Source organism: Burkholderia sp. 10_S31, assembly GCF_056930375.1.
In genome coordinates this window covers 493,288-512,965 of the sequence record NZ_JBXOWK010000001.1, presented here as the reverse complement: position 1 = coordinate 512,965, position 19,678 = coordinate 493,288, and the positions used below count along the sequence as shown (strand labels likewise).

Annotated in this window: 19 protein-coding genes; 17 read left to right on the top strand and 2 right to left on the bottom strand. The window is 67.1% G+C overall.

Going from position 1 to position 19,678, the window contains the following annotated elements; translation table 11 throughout:
• Position 1: 1 nt before the first annotated feature.
• The 17 genes from AC1Z3W_RS02375 (at position 2) to AC1Z3W_RS02295 (ending at position 17,101) form a co-directional block, all read left to right on the top strand.
• The gene (locus AC1Z3W_RS02375) at positions 2-901 is read left to right on the top strand and encodes an efflux RND transporter periplasmic adaptor subunit (protein ID WP_057926273.1); all 900 of its coding nucleotides are present in this window, start codon (positions 2-4) and stop codon (positions 899-901) included.
• The gene (locus AC1Z3W_RS02370; protein WP_483506856.1) at positions 895-2,307 is read left to right on the top strand and encodes an efflux transporter outer membrane subunit; all 1,413 of its coding nucleotides are present in this window, start codon (positions 895-897) and stop codon (positions 2,305-2,307) included. The genes AC1Z3W_RS02375 and AC1Z3W_RS02370 overlap by 7 nt, the downstream gene beginning before the upstream one ends.
• A 230-nt stretch (positions 2,308-2,537) precedes the next feature.
• A complete protein-coding gene (gene cynR / locus AC1Z3W_RS02365) occupies positions 2,538-3,485 on the top strand; it encodes a transcriptional regulator CynR (RefSeq protein WP_242431812.1) in 948 nt (315 codons plus the stop codon).
• Positions 3,486-3,938: 453 nt separating this feature from the next.
• Positions 3,939-4,244 carry a hypothetical protein gene (locus AC1Z3W_RS02360; protein WP_124833985.1) on the top strand — a complete coding sequence of 102 codons (306 nt, stop codon included), beginning with the start codon at positions 3,939-3,941 and terminating at the stop codon, positions 4,242-4,244.
• A 37-nt stretch (positions 4,245-4,281) separates the two neighbouring features.
• Positions 4,282-5,247: a LysR family transcriptional regulator gene (locus tag AC1Z3W_RS02355; protein ID WP_244104888.1), complete on the top strand. Its 966-nt coding sequence runs from the start codon at positions 4,282-4,284 to the stop codon at positions 5,245-5,247.
• A 153-nt stretch (positions 5,248-5,400) separates the two neighbouring features.
• Entirely contained in the window at positions 5,401-5,724 is a 324-nt protein-coding gene (locus AC1Z3W_RS02350; protein WP_057926270.1) for a DUF4148 domain-containing protein, read from the top strand.
• Between the two features lie 406 nt (positions 5,725-6,130).
• The gene (locus AC1Z3W_RS02345; RefSeq protein WP_483506854.1) at positions 6,131-6,964 is read left to right on the top strand and encodes a substrate-binding periplasmic protein; all 834 of its coding nucleotides are present in this window, start codon (positions 6,131-6,133) and stop codon (positions 6,962-6,964) included.
• Between the two features lie 100 nt (positions 6,965-7,064).
• Complete coding sequence (locus AC1Z3W_RS02340; RefSeq protein ID WP_483506852.1) at positions 7,065-7,904, top strand: amino acid ABC transporter ATP-binding protein; 840 nt, start codon at positions 7,065-7,067, stop codon at positions 7,902-7,904.
• A gap of 10 nt (positions 7,905-7,914) precedes the next feature.
• Positions 7,915-8,586 (top strand): amino acid ABC transporter permease, encoded by a 672-nt coding sequence (locus AC1Z3W_RS02335; protein WP_124833988.1) that lies wholly within the window; start codon positions 7,915-7,917, stop codon positions 8,584-8,586.
• A 10-nt stretch (positions 8,587-8,596) separates the two neighbouring features.
• Complete coding sequence (locus AC1Z3W_RS02330; RefSeq protein WP_124833989.1) at positions 8,597-9,262, top strand: amino acid ABC transporter permease; 666 nt, start codon at positions 8,597-8,599, stop codon at positions 9,260-9,262.
• A gap of 34 nt (positions 9,263-9,296) precedes the next feature.
• The gene (locus tag AC1Z3W_RS02325) at positions 9,297-10,175 is read left to right on the top strand and encodes a dihydrodipicolinate synthase family protein (protein WP_483506850.1); all 879 of its coding nucleotides are present in this window, start codon (positions 9,297-9,299) and stop codon (positions 10,173-10,175) included.
• A gap of 63 nt (positions 10,176-10,238) precedes the next feature.
• On the top strand, positions 10,239-11,255 hold the full coding sequence (locus tag AC1Z3W_RS02320) for a 4-hydroxyproline epimerase (protein WP_124833991.1): 1,017 nt from the start codon (positions 10,239-10,241) through the stop codon (positions 11,253-11,255).
• Positions 11,252-12,544: an NAD(P)/FAD-dependent oxidoreductase gene (locus tag AC1Z3W_RS02315; RefSeq protein WP_483506848.1), complete on the top strand. Its 1,293-nt coding sequence runs from the start codon at positions 11,252-11,254 to the stop codon at positions 12,542-12,544. Before AC1Z3W_RS02320 ends, AC1Z3W_RS02315 begins: the two co-directional genes overlap by 4 nt.
• A gap of 15 nt (positions 12,545-12,559) precedes the next feature.
• Positions 12,560-14,041, top strand: a complete 1,482-nt coding sequence (locus AC1Z3W_RS02310) for an aldehyde dehydrogenase family protein (RefSeq protein ID WP_483506847.1) — start codon at positions 12,560-12,562, stop codon at positions 14,039-14,041.
• A gap of 15 nt (positions 14,042-14,056) precedes the next feature.
• Positions 14,057-15,103, top strand: coding sequence for a proline racemase family protein (locus AC1Z3W_RS02305; protein WP_483506845.1), 1,047 nt, complete (start codon positions 14,057-14,059; stop codon positions 15,101-15,103).
• A gap of 64 nt (positions 15,104-15,167) precedes the next feature.
• Positions 15,168-15,875: a GntR family transcriptional regulator gene (locus tag AC1Z3W_RS02300; protein WP_175825974.1), complete on the top strand. Its 708-nt coding sequence runs from the start codon at positions 15,168-15,170 to the stop codon at positions 15,873-15,875.
• 98 nt (positions 15,876-15,973) lie between these two features.
• Positions 15,974-17,101: a J domain-containing protein gene (locus AC1Z3W_RS02295; RefSeq protein ID WP_057926269.1), complete on the top strand. Its 1,128-nt coding sequence runs from the start codon at positions 15,974-15,976 to the stop codon at positions 17,099-17,101.
• A gap of 50 nt (positions 17,102-17,151) precedes the next feature.
• Here AC1Z3W_RS02295 and AC1Z3W_RS02290 read toward each other — a convergent pair whose 3' ends face one another.
• Both AC1Z3W_RS02290 and AC1Z3W_RS02285 read right to left on the bottom strand, forming a co-directional pair.
• Positions 17,152-18,057, bottom strand: coding sequence for a LysR family transcriptional regulator (locus AC1Z3W_RS02290; protein WP_483506843.1), 906 nt, complete (start codon positions 18,055-18,057; stop codon positions 17,152-17,154).
• A gap of 363 nt (positions 18,058-18,420) precedes the next feature.
• Complete coding sequence (locus tag AC1Z3W_RS02285; RefSeq protein WP_124833996.1) at positions 18,421-19,665, bottom strand: acyl-CoA dehydrogenase family protein; 1,245 nt, start codon at positions 19,663-19,665, stop codon at positions 18,421-18,423.
• Between the last annotated feature and the right edge of the window lie 13 nt (positions 19,666-19,678).

Here is a 19,678-nt window from a genome sequence, read left to right as displayed (position 1 = left end):
CATGAAGCGAATCATCCCCCTGTTACGTACCGTGCTGACGGCCGCAATCATTCTCGGCATCCTCGGCGCGATCTACGGCCTATGGGTGCGCTACCAGATCGAACCGCTCACCCGCGACGGCAAGGTGCGCGCGGACGTGGTGCCGATCGCGCCCGACGTGAGCGGCCTCGTCACCGACGTGCGCGTCCACGACAACCAGAAAGTAACGAAGGGCCAGGTGCTGCTCGTGATCGACCCGTCGCGCTACCGGATCGCACTCGAGCAGGCCGACGCGAACCTTGCGAGCGAGCAGGCCGAACTCGACGAAGCGATTCGCGAGGACCGCCGCAATCGCGCGATGCCGGACGTCGTTGCCGAGGAATCGACGCAGCAGGGCACGACGCGCGTCGAGAAGCTGCGCGCCGCGCTCGCGCAGGCACGCTCGGCACGCGACCTCGCCGCGCTGAACCTGGAACGCACGCTCGTGCGCGCGCCGATCGACGGCACGGTGACCAATGTCGGGCTGCTGCCCGGCGTGTACCTGAACGCCGGCAAGGGCGCGATGGCGCTCGTGAACGACACGTCGCTGCGCGTCGAAGGCTACTTCGAGGAAACCAAGCTGCCGGCGATTCATGTCGGCGATCCCGCCAGCATCTATCTGATGGGCGTCGCGAGCGAAATCCGCGGCCATGTGCAGAGCATCGCCGGCGGTGTCGAGGACCGCGAGCGCGCGGGCGGCGATGCGCAGCTCGCAAACGTGAACCCCGCATTCACGTGGGTGCGACTCGCGCAGCGCATCCCGGTGCGCGTCGTGATCGACTCGGTGCCGCCCGGCGTGCGGCTCGTGCCGGGGCAGACCGCATCGGTCGAGATTCACGCGCGTGCCGGCGACGTCACGGTGCGCCGGAGCCTGCCATGGTGAGCCTGCGCACGCCTGCCGTCGCCGCGCTGTGCATCGCGCTCGCCGCCTGCGCGGCGGTCGGCCCCGACTATCGCGTGCCGTCGAATGCGCTCGCGAACGCACCGGCCGCCAACGGCGCGTTCGTTGCGGGCGCATCTGTCGCGTCGAACGATCCGCTACCCGATCACTGGTGGCGCCTCTACAACGATCCGGTGCTCGACGGCCTCGTCGAAAAGGCGCTGGCCAGCAACGTCGACCTGCGCGCCGCGCAAGCGAACCTCGAACGCAGCAATGCGCTGCTCGCGGCGACGCGTACCGCGCGCGAGCCGAGCGCAGGCTTCGACGCATCGACGAACTACACGCAGCAGTCCGCGGCATCGGTGCTGTCGCATGTCGAGCCGCCGCGGCACGAGATCTACAACATCGGATTCACGATGAGCTACGACCTCGACCTGTTCGGCGGGATCCGGCGCGGGATCGAGGCGGCGTCCGCGGACAACGAGGTTGTCGCCGCCGCGCGCGATCTCGTGCGCGTGAACGTCGCCGCCGAAGTCGCTCGCGCGTATTCGGACCTGTGCAATGCAGGCAACCAGATCGATGTGCTGCAGCGCTCGATCGCGGTCCAGCAGCAGCGCCTCGCGCTGACGCGCCAGCTCATCGCGAACGGCCGCGCGCCGACCTTCGAGCAGCAGCGCGACCAGGGCGGCATCGAGAACAGCCGCGCACAGCTCGCGCCGTTGCGGGCGCGCCGGCTGAACGCGGCGTTCCGTCTCGCGACGCTCACCGGGCAACCGCCGGAAAACTACGATCGCGCGCTGCTGTCGTGCAGCAAGCCGCTCGAACTGTCGACACCGATTCCGTCCGGCGACGGGCGCGCGCTGCTGAAGCGCCGCCCCGACGTGCGCGCGGCCGAGCGCCGGCTCGCCGCATCGACCGCTCGCATCGGCGTCGAAACGGCCGCGCTGTATCCGGACATCAAGCTCGGCGCGAGCATCGGTTCGACCGGCGGCGCCGCCGCGTTCTTCACGCCGCTGACGAACCGCTTCGCGGTCGGCCCGATGATCACGTGGGACCTGCACCGCAGTGCGATCCGCGATCGCATCGAAGCCGCGCAGGCCGACAGCCGCGCGAGCCTCGCGCATTTCGATTCGACGGTGCTCACCGCGCTGCGCGAAACCGAGACGTCGCTCGACACCTACGCCGGCGCGCTCGACCGGCTGCAACGCCTCGAGGCGTCGCGCGACGCGGCACGCGACGTGATGGAACGGACCGAAGAACTGCGGCGCGGCGGCCGGGTCGGCGGGCTCGCGGCGCTCGACGCGCAGCGCACGTGGCTGGCGGCCGAAACGGCCGTCGCGGCCGCGCGGCAGGACGTGAACAACGGCCAGATCGCGACCTTCCTGGCACTCGGAGGCGGCTGGCAATGAGCGCCTCCGACGACCTGACGATCGAACGGCCGGCGACGGCCGATGCGGGCCGCCATGCCACCGCCGCGGCCGGGCATCCGCGCGCCGGGGCGGCGGATGCGCCCGGCACCGGCGGCGTCGCGCGCGGCGGTACCCGGCAGCGCAACGCACCGCCTCGCATCACCGCGCCGCAACCGGCGCATAATGACGCGATGCCCGATCCACGTGACCAGCGACTCAATCCGCGGAAGATGAAGTTCACCCAACGCAGCCCCCTGCTTCGCAACATCAGCTACCTGCTGGCGATCGACGAGCATCGCAATTTCACACGGGCCGCCGAAGCGCTCAGCGTGTCGCAGTCGGCACTGTCGCAGAAGGTGCGCCAGCTCGAGGACGAGCTCGGTGCGCAGTTGTTCGACCGCAGCGGCCGCGTGGTCCAGCTCACCGATTTCGGCAGCGTCTACCTCGAATACGCGCGCCGCGCGCACAACGACCTGCTCACCGCGCAGCGCGCGCTGCACGACGTGCACGACCTGTCGCGCGGGCAACTGCGGATCGGCTTCACGCCGACCTTCACCGAGTATCTCGTCGCGCCCGTGATCGAGCAGTTTCACGAGCGCTATCCGGGCGTCGTCATCGAGATCACCGAGATGTCGCTCGATGCGGTCGAAACCGCACTCGGCGACGACCAGGTCGACCTCGCGTTCGGCTTCGTCGACGTCCGCTCCGACGAGATCGAGGCCGAAGCGCTGTTTCCCGAGCAACTGATGCTGGTGGTCGGCCGCACGCATCCGCTGACCGCACAGCGCGAGCCCGTCACGCCGACGCAGCTCGCCGACACGCCGCTCGCGCTGCTGACGACGAGCTTCGTGTCGCGCTTCTACGTCGACAGCTATTTCCAGTCGTACGACATGCAGCCCGACGTCGCATTGCAGGCGAATTCGATCAGCGCGGTGCTGAAGATCGTGAGCCGCGGCAAGATCGCGACGATCCTGCCCGGCACGATCGAGTTCGAGCATCGCGATCTGCAGTACGTGCCGCTGGATCCGCCGTTTCCGGTGCGCACGGTCGCGCTGTTGCGTCGCAAGGGTGCGTATCGCACCGTTGCGTCGACGGCGTTCGCGGAGCTGGTGCGCGAGATGCTCGATCACGGCAGCCTGTCGTCGCTGCGCACGCTGACGGCGCGCGCCCCATCCTGAGGCCTGCTGCGTCGCGCTTCGGGCGACGCGTCCCGTTCGAATAGTCGTTCCGGTTCGATGCCGCATCCGTATGCCGGATGCCGCGCTTGCATGCGCTCGCCTACCTGCATGCAAGCTTCATTTCATTTCGGATTCCACATTTTATTGATTCGAATATGCACGGTCGATTCGCCGGCACACGATCGATTTGCCTTATCGACTACATCGGAAATTCGCCTTGGACACGATCAGGGTTTTCCTTCATCCTTTCGTCATCGATTCCTGGTGAATCGGTCGCGCCGAATCCCGGCGTCGAGGGCCCCGGTGCCCATGTCGCACGATCCTTCCGCACTACGCCGACACACTCGACAAGAAGAATCCGACACGCCCCCGGCCATCGACAAGACGACTCGACCACGCCGACATCCCGAATCGAATTGGTGGAAAACTACATTCGTCTTATCGGAATCCTAAATGCTCAAGTCTGTCATTACCCCTGTCGCAGCAACCCTCGTCGTGCTCTCCGGCTTCACCGTCACCGCCAGCGCATCCGCCCAACAACAAGCGGCAGCGCCTGCCATCCAGCAGCAATCGAATGCGACCGTTGCGGCCAACGCCACGCAACTCGCCGCGCATGCGAACGACGGCAGCGGCATGCACGCGGATGCCGCACCGAAAGTCGTGGTCCCGCTTCGCCAGACGCCGGCCCGCGCTCCCGCCACGCCGGACTCGGACTGCGTCGGCCCCGTGAGCTTCTGCAACGTCTATTTCGGCAGCTGATCGCGCCTTCTCCAACGCCCCTGCTACAGGAACCGTCGTGAACCATCTGTTCAGTGCGATGCGGGTTTTTCTCAAGGTTGCCGACACGCATCATTTTTCCCATGCAGCCCACCAACTGAATCTTTCGCCGTCGCTGGTGACGCGCTACGTCGGCGATCTCGAATCGCACCTGGGCGTGAAGCTGCTGCAACGCTCGACGCGCAAGACCGTGCTGACCGAGGTCGGCGTCCGCTACGCGGAAGGGTGCCGCGCGCTGCTGATGGATCTCTCCGAAATCGAGTCGCGCGCCACGCAGGAGTCGAGCCGGATCTGCGGCGACCTGAACGTCGTCGCGCTGCACAGCCTGATGTCGACGGAACTGGCCGGGCTGTTCGCCGAATACCAGTCGCGCCATCCGGACGTGTCGCTGCACATCACGCTGACCGAATCGGACGTCGACTTGCTCGGCGGCGAATTCGACGCGGGCATCGTCGCGGACACGATGATCACGTCGGTGTCCGTCGTCTCGCGCACGCTGGTACATGCACCGCTCGTCGCGGTCGCATCGCCCGGCTACCTGCTCGACGCGGCGGCGCCGCGGCGGCCGTCCGACCTCGACGGCCACCGGATCGTCGGCCTCGCGGCCGGCGCGAGAACCTACCGGTGGGCAGGCCCGAGCGGCACGCTCGACGCGCTCCAGCTCGAGGCGCCGGTCACCGTGAACAGCGTGCTGATGCAGCGTCAACTCACGCTGGCCGGCAGCGGCATCGCACTGCTGCCGGAATACGCGGTCGCCAACGACCTGCGCATCGGCACGCTGACGCGCGTGCTCGGCGATTACCGGATCGTGAACGACGGCGTGACCGTATCGCTCGTGTACCCGGGCCGCGAATTCCTGCCCGGCAAGGTGCGCGCGTTCGTCGATCTCGCCGCCGAACGGTTCAGGTTGCCGTCGATTACCGCGCCACGCGCGGTCGGCGCGGCCAACCCGAGGGTCGCCGCCGTCGCGGTTGCCGATGCGTAATCGGCATCGTCATGCGTCGCCACTCTCGCTCATTCTGGAACACAGCTCGCCAGGATTGACCCTATATCCGGTCAATCCGGGTTCCTAAACTTGTCACATCGGTTCAGGCCATCGAATACACGCCGAACTGCGCCGAAACCTTCTGAGGAAATCGTGAAATCCATCATCGTCACCATCGCCACCGTCGCCGCTACCGCCACCGCTCTGCTCGCCGCACCGAGCGCGTCGTACGCTCAGTCGTCGCATTCGACGCTCACACGTGCGCAGGTTCGCCAGGAACTGCTCGACCTCGAATCGGTCGGCTACAACCCGTCGACCGGCGACGGCGACAACTATCCGGACGACATCGTCGCCGCGCAGGAGCGCCTGGCCGCGAAGCGCCTCGCCGAACACAAGAGCAGCGAAACCGCCTACGGTTCGACCGGCGCACCGGGCACGTTCTCGGGCGCGCCGGCTGTCGCTGCGGTGAAGCGATAACGCGCCGACGAACGGCGCGGCGGGACGGCTTACCGAAGCCGCCCCGTTCGCCGCCAGCCAGCCCGATGCCGTCGGCAACCCGCTCGACGGCATCCGCCAGCCCCCTTCCGTCCTTGCACCACACGCGCGCCACCGCCTGACCGGCCGCAGCAATCCCCTGATCTTTCCCGTCCCCGTCCTCGCGTAGCCCTCACCGGCCCGCGTCGTCCCGCCTTTTCCGCTCGTCCTTCCGCGCCGCTCCACGCGCGCCCCGGGGAAAACCCGACCACCTCACAGCCCAACTTCTCGTTGACACGTCGATTTTTGCCCCTCTAATATGCACACAACGCTGCACACAACAAAACACACATTGATGTGTGTAGAAAACAGCAGGCATACGGGTTTACCCATCTCAAGTGAGGTCACCATGAATCGACTGTCTCGTTTCACCCGTCAAATCACCGCGTGCACCGTGGTGGCGGCATCGCTCATCGCGGCCGCCCCGTCGCACGCCGCGGGGCCCGACGCCTGGGCCGCCGTGAAGAAGGCCGGCGTACTGCGCTGCGGCGCCGCGGTCGCGCCGCCGTATGTGATGCGCGACCCGAAGACGGGCGCCTACAGCGGTTTCTTCTCGGATCTGTGCCGCGATTTCGGGCAGAACGTGCTGAAGGTGAAGGTCGAGTTCGTCGACACGAGCTGGGACAACATCGTGGCCGGCCTGCAATCGGACAAATGGGATCTGTCGCTTGCGCTGAACGACACGCCCGAGCGTGAAAAGGCCGTCGCGTTCTCCGCGCCCGCGACCGACTACAACGTCTCGTTCGTCTACAACAAGAACAATCCGAAGATCGCGAAGAACCTGCGCTCGCTCGCCGACATCGACAAGCCGAACGTGACGATCGCCGTGATGTCCGGCACGTCGCAGGACAAGGCGATTTCGGCCGAACTGAAACAGGCGCGGATCATGCGCCTGCCGGGCAACGACGAGACGCGCCTGTCGCTGATCTCGAAGCGCGCCGACCTGCTCGCCGACGCGAACATCACCAACATGCTGCTGACCGAAGCGCACCCGGAATGGGCGGCCAGCTTCAACCCCGCGCCGCCGCTGGCGCAGCAGGAAGTGGCGTTCGGCCTGCGCAAGGACACGCCCAAGGCCGACCTCGACGTCCTCAACGACTACCTGTCACAGCAGGTCAAGTCGGGCGCGGTGAACCGTCTCATCAAGACCTCGGTGCAGGCGATGCTCGTTCCGGGCAAGTAAGCGCCGACCGCACAGACGAGCCCGGGCGGAGCGCCGCCGGGCGCCGATTTTCCGATTCGCACTTTGCGCGCCGACGTCGGGCGCCGCTGGAGAGACTGTCATGTTGTCGCCTCAAACGACGGCCGTCAGATCGGCCATGCATCCCCTTTCGACCACGCGCTTCGCCGCGTCCGCGCCGGACGGCGATTTCGTGCGGCTGCGCGACGTGCACAAGGCGTACGGCCCGAACCTCGTCGTGATGGACGGCATGAGCCTCGACATGCGCGCCGACGACCGGCTCGTGATCATCGGCCCGAGCGGCAGCGGCAAGAGCTCGCTGCTGCGCGTGATGATGGGCCTGGAAGGCATCCAGCGCGGCGAGATCGCGTTCCAGGGCGCGTCGTACATCCGCGGCGGCGATACGCGCGGCGGATGGCGCATCGACGCGAAGCTGCAGAAGCAGGTCGGCATGGTGTTCCAGCACTACACGCTGTTTCCGCACCTGTCGGTGCTCGGCAACCTGATTCTCGCGCCGGTGCGCGTCGGCGGGCTGTCGAAGGCGGAAGCGACCGAACGCGCGCGCATGTATCTCGCGCGCCTCGGCCTCGAAAGCAAGCTGCATGCATATCCGAGCCAGCTCTCCGGCGGCCAGAAGCAGCGCGTGGCGATCGCGCGCGCGCTGATGCTCGAACCGAAACTGATGCTGTTCGACGAAGTGACGTCCGCGCTCGATCCGGAGATGGTCGTCGAAGTCCAGAACGTGATGCTGCAGCTCGCCGAGCAGAAGATGGCGATGATCATCGTCACGCACGACATGCACTTCGCACGCGACATCGCGACGCGCGTCGTGTTCTGCGCGAACGGCAAGATCGTCGAGGAAGGCGCGCCAGACCAGATCTTCAAGTGTCCGAAGGAAGCGCGCACGCGGGAATTCCTCGAGAAAGTCCTGCATCTCGACTAAGGCCGAAGCCATGAACTACCACTTCGATTTCAGCTTCCTCGCCGGCAGCCTCGGCGCGCTGCTCGACGGGCTCAAGGTCACCGTCGTGCTGGCCGTGGCCGCGAACGCGATGGGCCTCGTGCTCGGCTTCGTGCTGTGCCTGCTCGCGATGAGCCGCTGGGCGCTCGTGCGCTGGCCCGCCCAGCTCTTCATCGAATTCTTCCGCTGCACGCCGGCGCTGCTGCAGATCATCTGGTTCTTCTACTGCATCCCGATGATGGTCGACGTATTCATCGACCCGGTCGCGATGGGCGTGCTCGCGCTCGGCCTGAACCTGACCGCCTTCAACGCGGAAGCCTACCGCGCCGGCGTGCAGGCGGTGCCGAAGGAGCATCTCGACGCCGCGGTGGCGCTCGGCCTGCGGCCGTGGCAACGCACGATCTTCGTCGTACTGCCGCAGGCGCTGCGCAGCGCGATGCCGGTGCTGCTGACGAACGGCATCGGCAGCCTGCAGCAAAGCGCGCTGGTGGCAATCGTCGCGGTGGCCGACCTGATGTACGTCGCGAAGAGCATCGCGACCGAAGCGTACCGGCCGCTCGAAACCTACTCGGTCGTCGCGCTCGTGTATTTCGCGCTGTCGCTGCCGATCGCGAAACTCGTCCACGTCATCGAGCGCCGTCAGGACGTCGCCGTCCAGCGCTGAGGAGCCCGTCGTGAATCTCGATTTTTCCGTCGTCTGGCCGTACTGGCTCGTGCTCGCGAAAGGCCTCGGGCTGACGCTTGCCTTCACCGTCACGTGCGCGCTCGTCGGCAGCCTGCTCGGCTTCGTGCTGAGCCTCTTGCGGATGTCGCCGTCGCGCTGGCTGCGCGGGCCGGTCACCGCGTTCGTCGAATTCTTCCGCGGCACGCCGCTGCTGATCCAGCTGTTCTGGGTGTTCTTCTGCTTCCCGGTCGTGCTGCGGCTGCCGATCCCGCCGTACCTGTCGGTGTTGATCTCGCTGACGTTGTACATGGCCGCGATCACGAGCGAGACGTTTCGCGGCTCGCTGAAGTCGATCGCCGGCGAGCAGCACGACGCGTGCATCGCGCTCAGCCTGTCGCCACACGTGAAGATCGTCTACGTGATCTTTCCGCAGGCGTTGCTGCGCGCGATCCCGCCGCTGCTGTCGAACGTCGTGAGCCTGTTCAAGGAGAGCGCGCTCATCTCGTCGGTGGGGATCGCCGACCTGATGTTCGTCGGCCAGAACGTGTCGAACAGCACCGCGCGGCCCGTCGAGTTCCTGACGACCGTCGCCGTCATCTATTTCCTCGTCGCCTTTCCGCTGACCCGCCTGGTCGGCGTAGTGGAGTCCAGGATGCTCAGGCGCTATGCCTATTAACTCGCAACGCTCTCACCCAAGCCGGAGAAATCTCATGCAACTGAAAGGCATTCTGCCCGCCCTCGTCACGCCGTTCGATGCATCGGGCGCGGTCGATCACGACACGCTCGCGTCGATCCTCGAATATCAGCTCGCCGCAGGCGTCAGCGGCTTCGTTCCGCTGGGTTCGACCGGCGAGTACTACGCGCTCACGAACGACGAGCGCCGCGCGGTGATGAAGACCGTTCGCGAAGTGGTCGGCAACCGCGGCACGCTGATCGCCGGCGCGAACGGCTCGTCGACGCGCGAGGTGATCGAGCAGGTCCGCCAGGCGCGCGACGCCGGCTACACGAACATCCTGATCGCGCCGCCGTACTACGCGCTGCCGTCGCAGGACGAACTGATCGGGCACTACGACGCGATTCTCGCCGCGGTGACCGACGTGAACGTGATCCTGTACAACTATCCGGTACGCACGAACGTCGAGGTCGGCTTCGGCGTGCTCGACGCCTTCAAGGATCATCCGCGCGTGATCGGCATCAAGGAAAGCAGCGGCAACCTGCTGCGTGCGATCGAGATCGGCGGCAAGTACCGCGACCACTATCAGCTGTCGTGCGGCTCCGACGACCAGGCGCTCGACTTCTTCCTGTGGGGCGCGACGAGCTGGATCTGCGGGCCGGCAAACTGCTTCGCGAAACAGGTCCTGAGCTTCTACGACACATTCTCGGCGGGCGACATCGCCGGCGCGCAGAACGTGATGCGCTCGCTGTTCCCGGTGATGGCGAGCATGGAATCGGGCAAGTTCATCCAGAAGGTGAAATACGGCTGCGAACTGGCCGGCTTCAAGGTCGGCAATGCCCGCATGCCGCTGCAGCCGCTGACCGACCAGGAGAAGACGGAGTTCCGCGCGATCTTCGAGGCGTCGCAGGCGTAAGGCCGTCATGCGCATCCGTACCGGCGCCGCTCGGTGCCGGTACGCCGACCGAGGAACCTCAACATGACGATTCACAGCTTTACCTGCATCGAAGGCCACACCGAGGGCATGCCGGTGCGCATGGTGATCGACGGCGTGCCGACGCTGCCGGGCGCGACGATGAACGCGCGCCGCGAGGATTTCGTCGCGCATCACGACTGGGTGCGCCGCGCGCTGATGCTGGAGCCGCGCGGCCACGCACACATGTCGGGCACGATCTTCTATCCGCCGGTCAACGACAACGCCGACTTCAGCCTGCTGTTCATCGAGACGTCGGGCTGCCTGCCGATGTGCGGCCACGCGACGATCGGCTCGATCGCGTTCGCGATCGAGGAACGCCTCGTCGTGCCGAAGGAGCCGGGCACGGTCACGGTCGACGTGCCGGCCGGGCAGATCGTCGCGCGCTACGAGATGGACGGCGCACGCGTGAGCTCGGTGCGCTTCACCAACGTGCCGAGCTTCCTGCTCGCGCGCGACGTCGAGATCGACATTCCCGCGCTCGGCAGGCTCGCCGTCGACGTCGCGTACGGCGGCAACTTCTACCCGATCGTCGAGGTCCAGCCGAACTTCCCCGGCTGCGAGCACTTCACGCCGGACGAACTGCTGGCGTGGGGCCGCGACGTGCAACGCGCGGTCAACGCGGCGCTCGACGTCGTGCACCCCGATCATCCGGCGATTCGCGGCGTGCGGCATTGCATGTGGACCGGCAAGCCGATTGCGGACGATGCACACGGGCGCGCCGTGGTGATTGCCGGCGACAGCCTCGTCGACCGTTCGCCGTGCGGCACCGGCAGCTCCGCACGCGTCGCGCAGCGCTTCGCGCGCGGCTGGCTGCAGGCCGGCGATGCGTATTGCCACGAGAGCCTGATCGGCAGCCGCTTCATCGGCCGCGTCGAATCGGTCATGCGACTCGACAGCGGGCTCGACGCGGTGCGGCCGAGCATCGAAGGACGCGCGTGGGTCACCGGGCGCGCGCAGTATCGCGTCGATTCGTCCCAGCCGTATGCGCACGGCTTCAGCCTCCAGGAGTTCGTCAATTGAACGCGATTCCGCGACAACACGTGTCCGCCGCCCCCGGCACCGCACGCGCGACAACGGCCGTCGTGATCGGCGGCGGGATCGTCGGCGTGTGCTGCGCGCTCTATCTGCAGCGCGACGGTCACGCCGTCACGCTGATCGATCCGGCCGCCCCGGGCGACAGCACCGCAAAATGGAGCTGCGGGCAGATGGCCGTCAGCGAGGTCATTCCGCTGTCGAAGCCCGGCATCCTGATGAAGGTGCCGCGCTGGCTGATGGACCAGAACGGGCCGCTCGCGCTGCGGCCCGGCGCACTGCCGGGCATCCTGCCGTGGTTCTTCCGGTTCGTCGCATCCGCCCGCCACGCGAAGATCGTGTCGATCGCGCAGGCGATGGCCACGCTGACGCACGAGGTCTATCCCGATTACGCGCCGCTGCTCGATGCATGCGGCGATCGCGCGCTGCTCGGCCAGCGCCCGGTGCTCGAGGTGTTCGACGATCCAGCCGGCATCGCGCACGAACAGCCGCATCTCGCGCTGCGGCAGTCGCTCGGCTTCGCCTCGCAGCGGCTGACGGCCGCGGACATCGGCGATCTCGAACCGGCGCTCGCCGGCCGGTTCCGGCACGGATTGCTGTTTCCGGACTGGCGCGCGGTCAACGATACCGAAGGCTTCATCGCGGCGCTGACGGCCAGCTTCGAAGCGCAAGGCGGACGCCGCATCCGCACGACCGCCGCACGCATCGACGAGGCGTCGGGACGCGCGAGCGGCGTAACGCTCGCGAACGGCGAGCGCGTCGCGGCCGAGCATGTCGTCGTCGCGGCCGGCACCGGTTCGCGGCAGTTCTTCGGGCAGCTCGGCGTGCGCGTGCCGCTCGAAGGCATCGCCGGCTACCAGGCGCTCGTGACCGACCCGGGCGTCGAGTTCCGCCACTCCGTCATCTACGCCGACGGCGGCTTCTGCTTCAGCCCGATGACGCGCGGGCTGCAGATCGGCGGCACCATCGAGTTCGCGGGCCGCGATGCGGCACCGAACTTCCGGCGCGCGGACATCATCCTGGAGAAGGCCCGACGGATCCTGCCCGAGCTGCAGACCGCACGCGTCGAGTACGGCGTGGGCTATCGGCCGTTCCTGCCCGACACGAAACCGGTGATCGACCGCTCGAAGCGGCTGCCGAACGTGATCATGGCATTCGGCCACGGCCAGCTCGGCCTCACGCTCGGCGCGACCACGGGCCGCCTGGTCGGCGACCTCGCGGCCGGTCGCCCGACGCGGCAGGACTTGTCGCCATTCAGCGCTTATCGCTTCGCCTGACATTCGAGACCTTTCATGCATTCTTACGAACGACTTTTCATCGACGGCCGCTGGGTGGCGCCCGTTCAGGGCCGTACCTTCGACACGCTCGACCCGAGCGACGAAACCGTGATCGCGAAAGTGGCCGCCGCTACCGCGCAGGACATCGACGCCGCGGTCAACGCCGCGCGCCGCGCGTTCGACACAGGCCCGTGGCCGCGCATGATCGGCGCGCAGCGCGCCGCCGTGCTGCGCAAGATCGCGCAAGGCATCCGCGACCGGCTGCCCGAGCTGGCCGAGCTCGAAGTACGCGACAACGGCAAGCCGCTGCCCGAAGCGCTGTGGGATCTCGGCGATGCCGCCGGCTGCTTCGACTTCTATGCAGGACTCGCCGAACAGCTCGACAGCGGCGCCGAAACCGCAGTGCCGCTGGCGGACGAACGCTTCAGCACGGTGGTCCGGAAGGAGCCGATCGGCGTGGCCGGTGCGATCATCCCGTGGAATTTTCCGCTGCTGATGGCCGCGTGGAAGGTCGCGCCCGCGCTGGCGGCCGGCTGCACGATGGTGCTCAAGCCGTCCGAACTGACGCCGCTCACCGCGCTCGAGCTGGCCGGCATCGCCGACGCGGCCGGGCTGCCGGCCGGCGTGCTGAACGTCGTGACGGGCCTCGGCGCTGACGCCGGCGCGCCGCTCGCCGAGCATCCGGGCATCGACAAGCTCGCGTTCACCGGCAGCGTGCCGACCGGCAGCCGGATCATGCAGGCCGCCGCGCGCGACATCAAGAACGTGAGCCTCGAACTCGGCGGCAAGTCGCCGTTCATCGTGTTCGACGACAGCGATCTCGAAGCGGCGGTCGAATGGATCCTGTTCGGCATCTTCTGGAACCAGGGTGAAGTGTGTTCGGCGACGTCGCGCGTGCTCGTCGAGCGCTCGCTGTATGCGCCGCTGGTCGAGCGGCTCGCGCAGGAAGCGCGCAAGATCAGGATCGGCAACGGTCGTGACGACGGCGTGCTGCTCGGCCCGCTGGTGAGCCGCGGCCAGTACGACAAGGTACGGGCGGCGATCGAGCGCGGCCGCGACGAAGGCGCGCGGCTCGTGACGGGCGGCGGCCGGCCCGCGCATCTCGAGCGCGGCTACTTCATCGAGCCGGCCGTGTTCGCCGACGTGCCGGAAGACAGCTGGATCTGGCGCGAGGAGATCTTCGGCCCGGTCGTCTGCGTGCGGCCGTTCGATTCGGAAGACGAAGCGGTGCGCTCGGCCAACGATTCGCGCTTCGGGCTGGCGGCGGCGGTGATGTCGGCCGACCTGCCGCGCTGCGAGCGCGTGGCACGCGCGATGCGCGCGGGTATCGTATGGATCAACTGCTCGCAGCCGACGTTCACGGAGGCGCCGTGGGGCGGTTACAAGCAGAGCGGGATCGGACGCGAACTCGGCGAGTGGGGCCTGAACAACTACCTCGAGATCAAGCAGATCACGCGCTACGACAGCGACAAACCCTGGGCCTGGTACATCAAGTAGGAAGGTAAATCGATCATGCGCTGGAACAAAACGCTGCAGCTCGTCGACGTGCATTGCGAGGGCGAGATCGGCAAGGTCATCACCGGCGGCGTCCTCGACGTGCCGGGCAAGACCATGCTCGACAAGATGAACTACATCAACGAGACCGACGACAGCTTGCGGCGCCTGGTCGTGCTCGAACCGCGCGGCTGCCTGCAGATGTCGGTCAACCTGCTGCTGCCGCCGACGCGGCCGGAAGCGGATGCCGGCTTCATCGTGCTGCAGGCTGACAAGGCGCATCCGATGTCGGGCAGCAACTGCATCTGCGTCGTGACCGCGCTGCTCGAACTCGGGATGGTGCCGATGCAAGCGCCCGAAACCACCGTCGTGCTCGACACGCCGGCCGGTCTCGTCACCGCGCGGGCCGCCTGCCGCGACGGCCGCTGCGTCGGCGTATCGCTCGACATGGTGCCGGCGTTCGTCGAACATCTCGACGTCGACGTGCAGACGGAAGCATTCGGCACGATCAAGGCCGACATCGCATTCGGCGGCGTGTACTACGCGCTCGTCGACGTCGATCAGATCGGGCTCGCCATCGCGCCGGGCAACGCGCGGCAGCTCGCGACGCAAGGCGTGCGGCTCAAGGAGATCATCAACCGGCAGGTCGCCGTGCAGCATCCGCTGGTCCCGGAGATCAACGAGGTTGCGTACGTGATGTTCCGCAACCGGATCGACGACACGGTGTACCAGACCTGCACGACGCTGCCGCCCGGCCGCGTCGACCGCTCGCCGTGCGGGACCGGCAGCTCGGCCAATCTCGCGACGCTCGTCGCGCGCGGGCACGTGCAGGTCGGCGACCGCCTGACGTCGCGCTCGACGATCGGCGGCGAATTCCGCATCGAGCTGCTGGGCACGACCGACGTCGGCGGGCGGCCGGCCGTGCTGCCGCGCGTCACCGGGCGCGCGTGGGTGTTCGGGTTCCAGCAGCTCGGCGTGGATCCCGACGACCCGCTGGCCGCCGGGTTCATGCTCAGCGACACGTGGGGCGACGGATTCGGGCCATCGGCACCGTCAGGCGCGTGAAGACGCGATGCTAAACTCCAGAGCGCGCCCGGCGACCCGGGCCGATTACAGGAAGGGTAGCGAGATGAGCAAAGAGGCCGTTGAAACCGAAGGTGGCGGCCGCCGGCACGGCGGGCGGTATGTGTATGAGGAATTGCGCAAGCAGATCCTGACGCTGAAGCTGAAACCGGGCGTGCAGCTCGACGAAATCTCGCTGGCCGCGCAGTTCGGGCTGTCGCGCTCGCCGGTGCGCGACGCCATTGCGCGACTGAGCAGCGAGGGCCTCGTCACGATCCTGCCGAACCGCACGACGCTCGTCACGCCGTTCGAGATCGAGGAATTCCCGAAGTACATCTCGGCGCTCGACCTGATCCAGCGCGCGGTCACGCGGCTCGCGGCCACGCAGCGCTCCGAAGCCGATCTCGCGAAGATCCGCAAGGCCGACGACGTCTACATGGCGGCCGTCGAGAGCGGCGACTTCCAGGCGATGTCGGAGACCAACAAGGCACTCCACATGGCGATCGCGCATGCCGCGAACAACCCATACTTCGTCGGCTACTACGAACGGCTGCTCGGCGAAGGGCAGCGCCTGCTTCATCTGCACTTCGATTTCACCGTGAGTTCGCCGACGGCCGCCAAGCTCGGCCGCGACCACGACGAACTGATCGACGCGATCGTGCGGCGCGATGCGGACGCCGCCGAGCGCGCCGCGCACGAGCACACGATGCTGTTCCAGAAGCGCTTCCTCGACTACATGAAGCAGAACATGACGGAATCGATGGCCGTGCTGTAACGCATCGGCAGCGGCGCACCGCAGGCCGGCGGGCACACGCCCATCCGGCTAAAATACCGGCCTGCCGCGCCTCCTGCCGCGGCCGGAGGACATTCATCATGACCGCACGTCGCGGTGCCGCGGTCGCCATCGCGCCCGGTCACGAGACAGCCAGCCTGTCGAAAGCCCAGAAGACGTTCAATACGCTCGTCGAGCACATCGAAAAGCGGCGCGCGCGTCTCGGGGCGTGGGAAGCCGTCATGCCGGCCTTCCAGAAGAAATTCGTCGACGGGCTGTTGCCGCTCGAACAGGAAGCGACCGCGCTGCGGATCAGGCTGATCCATCTGCTCGACGATGCCTTCCTGCGGAAGGGCTTGAGCAAGGCCGAGCAGCGCACGCTCTCCGACCTGATCGCCGACATGGCGCGCGACTTGCTGAACGTCAGCGACGATGCCGCGCTGATGATCATTTACAACCGGCATCGCGCATCCGGGAGCGTCGGCAGCGCCGCGGCCGATCCCGAACCGGCGAAGCCGGAATCGAAGCCGACGCCCGGCATGGAACCGGCGGACGATCTCGACGCGCTGTCGCCCGACGAACTTGCCGCGCGAATGCAGGCCGAACTCGACGCACAGTTCGAGCGCGACATGGCCGCCCACGCGGCCCGCGAGGCGCAACGCGCGAAGCGCAAGAAGGCGCCGAAGCAATCGGCTGCGCAGGCCCGGCGAGAAGCCGAGCAGGCCGAATCGAGCCGGTCGATTCGCGAGATCTATCGCAAGCTCGCGAGCGCGCTGCATCCCGATCGCGAAACCGATCCGCGGGAACAGGAACGCAAGACGGTGCTGATGCAGCGGGTCAATCACGCCTATGCGAAGGGCAACCTGCTGCAGCTGCTGGAACTGCAACTGGAGATCGAGCAGATCGACCGGCGTGCGATCGACGGGCTCGGCGAAGCGCGGCTTGCGCGCTACAACGGCATCCTGGAAGAGCAGCTTCGCGAGCTCGATCAGGAGATCCAGCACGTCGAGAACGATTTCCGCAGGACGTACGGCATCGCATCGTCCGTCAAGGTCGCGCCCGATACCGTCATCCGCATGCTCACGCGCGATATTGCCGGCATGCAGCGCAGCAACCAGGACCTCGGCGTGGCACTGCGCGAGTTCGAGGATCCGGACAAGGTCAGGGACTGGCTGAAGGACATGAAGCGCCGGCCGGCATCGTCGCGCTTCGACGACGAGTCGTTTTAAGGGGCGGACCGGCAGCTACCGGTGAACGCGCGACGCGCACGCCCCGCAGATCACCGCTGCTCGCTCATCCCGCCCATCAGCATCATCAGCTGCTCCCGCAGCCACTGACTGCCCTGATCCTGATCGGCGCTGCGATGCCAGTAGCAGAAGTATTCGAGCCCCGGCATCTCGAACGGCAGTTCGAGAATCCGGGCCGGATAGCGCTGCAGCAGCCTGAGCGGCGCCGTCAGCGCGAGATCGCCGCGCATCGCGATCAGCGGCGCGACCATGTAGTGCTGCACGCGCATCTGGATATTGCGGCGCAGCCCGAGCCGCGTCAGTTCCGCATCGACGTGCCCGCTGCCCTTGCGGCGGCTCGACACGTGGATGTGCCCCATCGACAGGTAGTCGTCCAGGGTCAGCGTGTCGCCCTTGAACGGGTGATCGTCGCGGATCATGCATGCGTAGCGGTCGCGCACGAGCAGCGCCTGGTGCAGATGCGGATCGCCGATCAGCGGTGCGTCGATCGCGATGTCGACGGAGCCGTTCGCGAGCGCGGTCGCCACTTCGCGGCGGTCCATCGTGTAGCTGCGCACGTGCATGCCCGGCGCATGCGTCTGCAGCAGCTCGCCGAGCGCGGGTAGCAGCAGCGCTTCGGTCAGGTCGCTCATGCTGAGCCGGAACACGCGCTCGGACGAGGCCGGATCGAACACGTCGCCTTCGTGCGCGCTCGAATCGAGCAGCTGCAGCGCCTCGCGCACGCGGCCGACGATGTTCTCGGCCATCGGGGTCGGCATCATCCCGGAGGGCGTGCTGACGAACAGCGGGTCGTTCAGCGTCTTGCGCAGCCGCGCCAGCGCGTTGCTGACGGCCGGCTGCGTGAGGTTCAGCACCTCGGCCGCGCGCGTCAGGTTGCGCTTGTTGTAGATCGCCTCGAATACGACGAACAGGTTCAGATCAATCTTCGAAAGGCGCATCGCCGGATCTCCAGGGGCCTGTTCCCGCTCATAACGGGCTTGCGAACGTGCCTTGCCGGTCGTAGTGCAAGGAGAGAGGAGCGCCGTTTGGCCATGCCAAACAAGCGACGATCGACGCCGCAATACGGCCGGCAAGGCACGTTCCCCTGTTTGGAAAAAGTCATTCGCGGGGCTGGCCGCCAGAAGGGCCGATCGCCGCGTCATGCTCCTTGCGAATACGTCGAGTATTCGCTTCGTCGCAATCCTTGCGCTCGGCCCTTCTGACGGCCAGCGCAAGCCCGTTATGAGCGGGAACAGGCCCCACATCTTAATACGGCGTGCGCCTCCCGTTCGCCCACGTCGCTTGCTCGCGCGACGCGATGCTCAGCCGCGCGGCGGCCGCGTCAGGTACGGCTCGGTCGAGCCGCGCACGGCGTCCTTGATCTCCATGCGCGCGATCGCCTGCAGGTGCACCTCGTCCGGACCGTCGGCGAAGCGCAGCGCGCGGCCCCAGGTCCACATGTCTGCGAGCGGCGTGTCGGGGCTCAACCCTGCTGCGCCGAACACCTGCATCGCGCGATCGCACACGTCCGTGTACACGGTCGGCACGAGCGCCTTGATCATCGAGATTTCCTTGCGCGCCGCCTTCGCGCCGACCTTGTCGATCATCCACGCGGCCTTCAACACCAGCAGCCGCGCCTGGTCGATCTCGATGCGCGAGCGCGCGATCCATTCGCCGATCGTGCCGTGCCGGTTCAGCGGCTTGCCGAACGCTTCGCGCGACTGCGCGCGGTCGATCATCAGTTCCAGCGCGAGCTCGGCCGCGCCGATCGAGCGCATGCAGTGGTGGATGCGGCCGGGCCCGAGGCGGGCCTGCGCGAGCGCGAAGCCGCTGCCTTCCTCGCCGAGCAGGTTACGCGCCGGCACGCGCACGTTGTCGAACGTGATCTCGCAGTGCCCTTCCGGCGCGTAGTGGTTGACCACGGTGATGTTGCGCACGACCGTCACGCCCGGCGTGTCGCGCGGCACGAGGATCATGCTCTGCTGCTGGTGCGATTCCGCATCGGGATCGGTCTTGCCCATCACGATGAAGATCTTGCAGTTCGGATGCGCGGCGTTCGTGATGAACCATTTGCGGCCGTTGATCACGTAATCGTCGCCGTCGCGCTCGATGCGCGTCGTGATGTTGGTCGCATCCGACGAAGCCACGTCGGGCTCCGTCATCGCGAACGCCGACCGGATCTCGCCGCGCAGCAGCGGCAGCAGCCACTGTTCGCGCTGCTCGGGCGTCGCGAACAGGTGCAGCAGCTCCATGTTGCCGGTGTCCGGCGCGTTGCAGTTGAACACCTCCGACGCCCACGCCACGCGCCCCATGATCTCGGCGAGCGGCGCGTATTCGAGGTTCGTCAGCGCCGTCCCCGGCTCGTCGCTCTTCAGGTGCGGCAGGAACAGGTTCCACAGCCCTTCGGCCTTCGCGCGCTCCTTCAGCTCCTCCATGAATGACACGGGATACTGCCCCGCATGCACTTCCTCGTTCCACTGACGGATGCGCGGCACGATGTGCGCGTCCATGAACGCGCGCACGCGTTCGCGCAGTTCTTCCACTTTCGGGGTGTAGCCAAAGTCCATGATCGACTCCTCG